This is a genomic window from Myxococcales bacterium, assembly GCA_022563535.1.
GTDB lineage: Bacteria > Myxococcota_A > UBA9160 > UBA9160 > UBA4427 > DUBZ01.
Map to the genome: position 1 here is coordinate 136,034 of JADFNE010000003.1, position 6,019 is coordinate 142,052.

The following is a 6,019-nucleotide window of genomic DNA, read 5'->3' on the forward strand; positions in this document are numbered from 1 at the left end:
ATGCCGATCCGAGTCTGGAGCTACCTCGAAGAGTACGAAGCCGAGAAGACCGAAATTCACGAGGCCATTGATGCCGTCATGGCATCCGGCAGCCTGATTCTGGGCAACGAGGTCGCGGCCTTTGAAGAGGAGTTCGCGCGGTACTGCGGTGTCGGGTACGGCGTTGGCGTCGCAAACGGCACCGACGCCATCTTTCTGGCCCTCAAGGCCGTGGGAATAGGCGAGGGCGACGAAGTCATCACGGTTTCCAATACGGCGGTGCCCACGGTTTCTGCCATTGTTTCCACTGGAGCGCGGCCGCGTTTCGTCGACGTCGATCCCGAAACCTACCTGATGGATTGTTCGAAGGTCGAGGCAGCGATCAACGAGAGCACTCGTTGCATCCTGCCGGTCCACCTCTACGGCCAGTGCGTCGACATGGATGCCCTGAGCGAACTGGCCAATCGGCACGACCTGAAGCTGGTGGAGGACTGCGCCCAAAGCCACGGTGCGAGATTCAGGGGAAAGAAGGCGGGCAGCATGTCCGATGCTGCGGCCTTTTCCTTTTACCCCACCAAATTGCTCGGAGGTTATGGTGATGGCGGGATGGTTCTCACCAGCGACGACGCCACCCAGCAAAAGCTCCGCCGCCTCCGGTTCTACGGCATGGACGGGCGCTACTACGCCGAGGAACACGGCTACAACTCTCGCCTAGACGAGCTTCACGCCGCCATCCTGCGCAAGAAGCTCGGGCATCTCGACCAGTACATCGCCATGCGCAGACAAATCGCCATTCGCTACGACGAGTTGCTGAAACACACCGCCCTCGCGCTGCCAAAGAGCGCCCCGGGAAATGACCACGCCTACTATCTATACGTAGTGAGGCACGAACAACGCGATTGGCTCGTGTCGGAGCTCGAAAACCACGACATCAATGTAAACGTGAGCTACCCCTGGCCGATCCACAGCATGCCCGCCTACGAAGCGTATGGAGCGGGCGCCGGCAGCCTGCCGGTTTGTGAGGCGGCGGCGACGCAGATCTTTTCTCTTCCGATGTATCCAGCATTGACGGAAGAACAACAGCTGGCGGTGGTGCTCGCGCTTAGGGAGCTCGCTCCTTCCGCTTGAACGCCTGTTCCGGATCGTCGTGGCATCTGCTCGCGTCTTCTTACAGTTGCCGCTGCAACGTATTCGCGCCACACTCTGGTGCATGGAGAAACGCGAGCGGCTGATCTTGATTGGTACGGGGGCGTTCGCTCAGGTCGCCTACGAATACTTCACCCACGACTCGCCCTACGAAGTCGTGGGTTTCGCTGTCGAAAAGCAGTACATCGAGGCGAAGGAGATTTCTGGGCTGCCGGTGGTTCCCTTCGAGGAGATCACGGAGCACTTCGCTCCCGAAGATCATCACTTCTTCGTTGCCATTACCTACTTCGGGTTGAACCAGGTTCGCACGCGGCTCTACCAGGCGGCGAGAGACCATGGCTATCGGGCCGCTTCGTACGTCAGCCCGGAGGCCTTCGTCTGGAAGAACGTCAAGCTCGGCGAACACTGCTTTGTCTTCGAAAAGACGGTCATCCAGCCCTTCGCGAGCGTGGGCGACAACGTGATTTTTTGGAGTGGATGCTTCATCGGCCACCACTCCTCGATCGCGAGCCACTGCTTCGTGGCAGCGCACAGCGCGGTGAACGGCAGCACCTCGGTGGGCGAGTACACATTTCTGGGGGCCAACTGCACGATCGCCAATCACGTGACCGTGGCGGACAACTGCATTATTTCAGCAGGGAGCCACGTGATGAGCGATGTCGAACCGAACCAGGTCGTGATCGGAACCTGGCGGAAGAAGACCCTGTCGAGCCCCTCCCGTCTGAACTCTGAGTTCTTCCTCGAGTAGTACCCGGAGTGAGATGAAGACGCTCTCGATTGTCATCCCCGTTTACTACAACGAAGAATCTCTTCGCCCGCTCTACGATGCGTTGACCCGGGTTGAAGCGGAACTCCGGCAGCGGGAAGTTCAGCTGCAATTGATCTTCGTCGACGACGGATCCGGGGATGGATCGCTCCGCGAGTTGCTCGATATCGCAGCCGGCAATGACGCCATCAAGGTGATCAAGCACAGCCGCAACTTTGGCGCCATGATGGCGCTCAAGACCGGTTTCCAGTTCGTCGACGGCGACTGCTTCACCATCCTCACGGCAGATCTTCAGGACCCGCCGGAACTCGTAATCGAAATGGTGGACAAGTGGCTGGCCGGCGCCAAGTACGTCATCTGCGCCCGCAGCAAGCGCCAGGATTCGTGGAGTTCGAGGTTGTTCGCCTGGATGTACCACAAGCTGGTGCAGATGTTCGTGCTGAGCGACTACCCGACCGGTGGCTTCGACATCATGTTGATGGACCGCGCACTGCTCACCCACATGCAGCAGTCGGGCAAGAACATCAGCCTTCCGATCTTTGCACATTATCTGGGCTTCAAACCTGCCGTGATTCAATACGAGCGGCAGGCGCGGGAACACGGCGTCTCCCGCTGGACCTTCCGCAAGCGTCTCAAACTCTTTGTGGATTCGCTGCTCGGCTTCTCGATGGTGCCTCTGCGCTTGATCTCACTCACCGGTCTCGCCGTCGCCACCCTGGCCTTTCTCTACGGCATCGTCGTCGTCGTGTTGGGGGTGCTCGGATACTCGGGCTTCGAAGAGAACAGGGGCTTCGCGACGCTGGCCGCCTTGATCTCGTTTTTGCTGGGCTTGATCATCGTCATGCTCGGCATCATCGGCGAATACATCTGGCGAATCTTCGACGAAGTAAACCACCGCCCGGAATCGGTGATCGAAGAGATTTGGTGAGAATCGCGCGGCGGGGGCGGGCACCATCACGGTGCGGCTTCCGTTTGTGGTTTGTATCCATGAAGGGGTTCTACCCTGATTTCGCGGACACATCCAAAAAGGCCGATAATGCGGCCGGAGGAGTGTCCGCGAAATCAGGGCAGAACCCAAGCGACATCCCGGGATAACACGACTAGACTGATGCTCGTTGATAACTAGGAGCCTGACCCAAGACACACCGTGAGGCATGGGTCTAGGCTCGTTTCCTTGGCTCTGGCAGGTGCCGACTGAATTGGCTGGTAGTTCAAGCCATCCTTTGAACGTCGCGCACCTGTGCCTGTTCGTCTCTTCATGCCCTTGCGGCTCGGTAGATCGTTAACGCGTTTGCAGCGGCACACACCAAGTGCCACTCGCCACGGATGTTCGCGCGTCCTCGCGTAGAAAAACGGCGGAAGCGCATCGTCTGCTTGATCTCTGCAAAGGGACGCTCGCCTTGTGTTCTTCGGTATTTGTAGATCTTCTGCGCCCAAGGCAGTCGAAGGAGGCGGTGCATTCGTTGGGTATGAATACCCCGAGGCCACTTCCGTTTGTTCCGGCCGCTGACCGCTACCAAGCAGCGTTGGCGCTTCTTTTGAAGTTGCTCCAAGTTCTTTTCACTCAGGTAGCCAGCGTCAGCAAGCACGATGCCTGGTTTGCGACGCGTGGTCGCTTGGATGGCCTCGACCATCGGGACCAACTGCTGCTTGTCCAGGGCCGATGTCGTGACCTCGGAAGCCACGATCACTCCATCCTCGCTCGCTGCCACCTGAGCGTTGTAACAGTACTGAAGCGAACCCTCGCCCGTCATCATCATGTTTGCATCGGGATCGGCGAAGCTCTTCTGGCTGCTGGCCTTGAGCGTCACGCCGCGTTCAGCTGCCAACTGCTTGCGCACGGCGCGTATCTTCTCAACCCGTCGTTGCCGGGTCTGCAACTCGGCAGGGAGACCGCCACCTCCGTCTCCATCCCCGTGCGTCTCGTCCTCCGACTCGTTCACCGCCTCGAGCTTCGACAGGATCTCCGCGATCTCCGCTTCCAACTGCGCTTCCGCCTGATCCATCCGGCCGTAGCTCATCGCTTTGTGACGAGACGTGTTCGCGCGGATCTTCGTCCCGTCGATCGCAACGCGGCCGAGTTTTCCCAAGCCAGCGGCCCGTGCCGTGTGCACCGTCTCGCGGAACACCTGAGCGAAATCCACACGGTGACGGATCCGAAACCGATTGATCGTGCGAAAGTCGGGCGACAACCCGCCCCCGAGATAGCGGAACCGAAGATCCCACCGAAGACGGCGCGAGATCTCGCGACCGCTGTAGACCCCCTCGATCGCGCCGAACAACCACAGCTTCAGCAGCATCCGTGGCGGATAGGCTCGCTCACCCGCCACGGCATAACGCTCCTCGAAAGCCATGAGGTCCAGACCTTCGACAAAGTCGTTAATGAAGAATGCTGCGTCGTCCGCATCCAACGCTTCGCTCAAATGCGCCGGAAACAGCTGGCCCTGGTCCTGTTCGTAGCCTTTGAACTCGATCTCTTCATTCATGACTGTCATACTTACCACTTAACGAGTCTTGGGTCAGGCTCCTAGGTAGAGTCGGTGGTGCGTTTCAACGCCGATTAACGCCGAACCGTCAGGCGGCGGAAGTGACGATTCAAGATCTGGGCAGCATCGGTGAGTTCGCGGGTGCCCTCGCGGTGATCGCGTCCGTTATATATTTGGCTGCTCAGATCCGGCAAAACACAAGGACCGTTCGTGCAACTAGCAGCCTTTCTTTCGTCCAACTGAGCCAGAACTTCAGTGCCATGTTGATCACCGATGAGAAGGTCGCCCGCCTTTACCGCTTGGGCCTCAAGGATTCGAGCCAGTTCGGCGAGGACGAGGCAGTTCAGTTCGATGCGCTGATGATTACAGTGTTTCGAGACTTCCAGAACACCTTCCAGCAGTACCGCAAGAACCAGCTCGATGAAGAGGAATGGGAAGTTTTTGCCAGGAACATCCTATGGACTTTCCGTCAGCCTGGCATCCAACAATGGTGGCAATCCAGGCGGGTCATGTTTATTGAGTCATTCCGCGAGTTCCTAGAAGGTGAGGGCGGTGGCACCGGGTAGCCGTGATGAACGGCCGGACACATCGTTAACACTTTAGTCTGGGGACATGGTTTACACGATTGGATTCCTCATTCTTCTCCCAAGTGCATCCTCAACCTTGAGGATGCGCTCGTCCATCTGTCCCAATCGGACATGGCTGAAGTAGACATCCCAGATTCCATCTCCGACTTCTTCGAGTCCAATGTACTGCCCTTCGAGCAGATGCGAGAGGGGCACGCGCTTGCTTGTCCACCGGAAGCCTCCGTTGCGGCTCATGAGTCTCTTCTCAAAGTGAGCGGGATACTCGATCGGGGGAAGCCTGGAAGGGAACTCCCGCGGCGACGGCTTGTATCGCGAAGCGGGCGTCTCTTGGTCGAGGGCTTCGTGCGGGCGTTCTTCGTTGAACTCTTTACAGAAGTGATCGAAGCGGCGTTGTTGGCTGCGCAGGGTCGCGGCCGGAGGCCGTGTGGTCTGCTGCTTGAGGGTCTTGTGCATACGCTCATGTCTGCCGTTCTGTTCGGGGTGACCGGGTTCGATGAGTTCGGGATAGATGCCGAGGCGGATCCACCAGACGGAGAGTCGACTCAGTCTGCCGATGGCAGTGGTGGCGAAGGGCACTCCGTTATCGGAGCGAATGATCTTCGGAAGCCCGTATTCCCTGAAGAGGCCGTGAAAGACGGGCTTGGCGCCCTTGTGTGCGGTCGAACGCAAACCATGACAACCGATGATGAAACGCGTGCATCCATCGGTGACAGTGAGTGGGTAGCAGTAGATGCCATCGCGCGTCTTGAACTCTCCCTTGTAGTCGACGCACCAAGTGTCGTTGGGAGCGTCCATCGATTGCGCTGGCTTCCCCGCATGGCCGGGATACTTCCGCCTTCTCTTCTTGTCGATCATGCCGTGTCGCGAGAGGAGGTCGCAGACGGTGGAGCGGGCCGGCCAATCGACCTTGGGGTGCCGTCGCTTCAAGATGACCAGGAGCTTCTTCGCACCCCAGTAAGGATGTCTGCGGCGCAACTCGAGGATGGACTCGGTGATCTCGATCGCGGTCTCGTGGGAGCATCCTTCGGGTCGCCTCGATCGCTCGCCTAAGCCCG

At 58.8% G+C, this 6,019-nt stretch carries 6 protein-coding genes; 4 read left to right on the top strand and 2 right to left on the bottom strand.

Going from position 1 to position 6,019, the window contains the following annotated elements; all coding sequences use genetic code 11:
- The 3 genes from IH881_02225 (at position 1) to IH881_02235 (ending at position 2,819) form a co-directional block, all read left to right on the top strand.
- Positions 1–1,107 carry a DegT/DnrJ/EryC1/StrS family aminotransferase gene (locus tag IH881_02225; GenBank protein MCH7866483.1) on the top strand — a complete coding sequence of 369 codons (1,107 nt, stop codon included), beginning with the start codon at positions 1–3 and terminating at the stop codon, positions 1,105–1,107.
- An 82-nt stretch (positions 1,108–1,189) separates the two neighbouring features.
- A complete protein-coding gene (locus tag IH881_02230; GenBank protein ID MCH7866484.1) occupies positions 1,190–1,873 on the top strand; it encodes an acetyltransferase in 684 nt (227 codons plus the stop codon).
- Positions 1,874–1,886: 13 nt separating this feature from the next.
- Positions 1,887–2,819, top strand: a complete 933-nt coding sequence (locus IH881_02235) for a glycosyltransferase family 2 protein (GenBank protein ID MCH7866485.1) — start codon at positions 1,887–1,889, stop codon at positions 2,817–2,819.
- A gap of 328 nt (positions 2,820–3,147) precedes the next feature.
- Here the strand turns inward: IH881_02235 and IH881_02240 are convergent, their stop codons facing one another.
- On the bottom strand, positions 3,148–4,377 hold the full coding sequence (locus IH881_02240) for a transposase (protein ID MCH7866486.1): 1,230 nt from the start codon (positions 4,375–4,377) through the stop codon (positions 3,148–3,150).
- 101 nt (positions 4,378–4,478) lie between these two features.
- On the opposite strand from IH881_02240, the gene IH881_02245 reads away from it, so the two are divergent.
- Entirely contained in the window at positions 4,479–4,943 is a 465-nt protein-coding gene (locus IH881_02245; protein ID MCH7866487.1) for a hypothetical protein, read from the top strand.
- Positions 4,944–4,994: 51 nt separating this feature from the next.
- Here IH881_02245 and IH881_02250 read toward each other — a convergent pair.
- Positions 4,995–6,019, bottom strand: a 1,025-nt coding sequence (locus tag IH881_02250) for a transposase (GenBank protein ID MCH7866488.1), incomplete at its 5' end; no start/stop codon positions are given.

Excerpts from the sequence above, each read along its gene's own strand:
- IH881_02225 (MCH7866483.1), top strand. The coding sequence starts at position 1 with ATGCCGATCCGAGTCTGGAGCTACCTCGAAGAGTACGAAGCCGAGAAG.
- IH881_02230 (MCH7866484.1), top strand. The coding sequence starts at position 1,190 with ATGGAGAAACGCGAGCGGCTGATCTTGATTGGTACGGGGGCGTTCGCT.
- IH881_02235 (MCH7866485.1), top strand. The coding sequence starts at position 1,887 with ATGAAGACGCTCTCGATTGTCATCCCCGTTTACTACAACGAAGAATCT.
- IH881_02240 (MCH7866486.1), bottom strand. The coding sequence starts at position 4,377 with ATGAATGAAGAGATCGAGTTCAAAGGCTACGAACAGGACCAGGGCCAG.